We start from the raw sequence: 685 nt of genomic DNA on the forward strand, positions 1-685 counted from the left end.
GTCGAGGCGCTCGCACTCGGCGGCGCTGGCGTGACGGACGCCACCGGCAACGCGCTGGACAACCGTCTCTACGGCAATGCCAAGGCCAATGTGATCAACGGCGGCGCGGGCGCCGATACGATGTCGGGCCGAAACGGGCACGACACCTATGTCGTCGACCATGTGAACGACCGGGTGGTCGAGGGCACGGACGAGGGCGTCGACACGGTGAAGAGTTCGGTTTCCTACGGGCTCATCCCGAACATCGAGAATCTCTATCTCACCGGAACCGCCGCGATCGACGGCACCGGCAATGCCGCGGGCAACCGGCTGGTCGGCAACTCGGCCGCGAACACCCTCGACGGCGCGCGCGGCGCCGACCGGATGGAGGGCCGGCTCGGCAACGACACCTATATCGTCGATCATGCCTACGACACGGTGATCGAGCTGGCGAACGAGGGCACCGACCGGGTGCGCAGCCTGGTCAGTTTCGCGCTGCCCGAGAATGTCGAGATCCTCATCCTCGAGGGCAGCGCGGCGGTGAACGCCACCGGCAATGCGTCGAGCAACCAGCTGGTCGGCAACCGGGCCAAGAACACGCTCGACGGCGGCGCCGGCGCGGACCGGATGTCGGGCGGGTTCGGCAACGACACCTATGTGGTCGACCATGTCGACGACCAGGTGACCGAGCTCGCCAACGAAGGCG

At 67.3% G+C, this 685-nt stretch carries 1 pseudogene; it reads left to right on the forward strand.

Features of this window, described 5'->3' with window-relative positions:
* Positions 1–685, forward strand: a pseudogene (locus DDE10_RS23195) (calcium-binding protein); the annotation flags it as partial.

Source organism: Sphingosinicella terrae (genome assembly GCF_003347635.1).
Taxonomy (GTDB): Bacteria; Pseudomonadota; Alphaproteobacteria; order Sphingomonadales; family Sphingomonadaceae; genus Allosphingosinicella; species Allosphingosinicella terrae.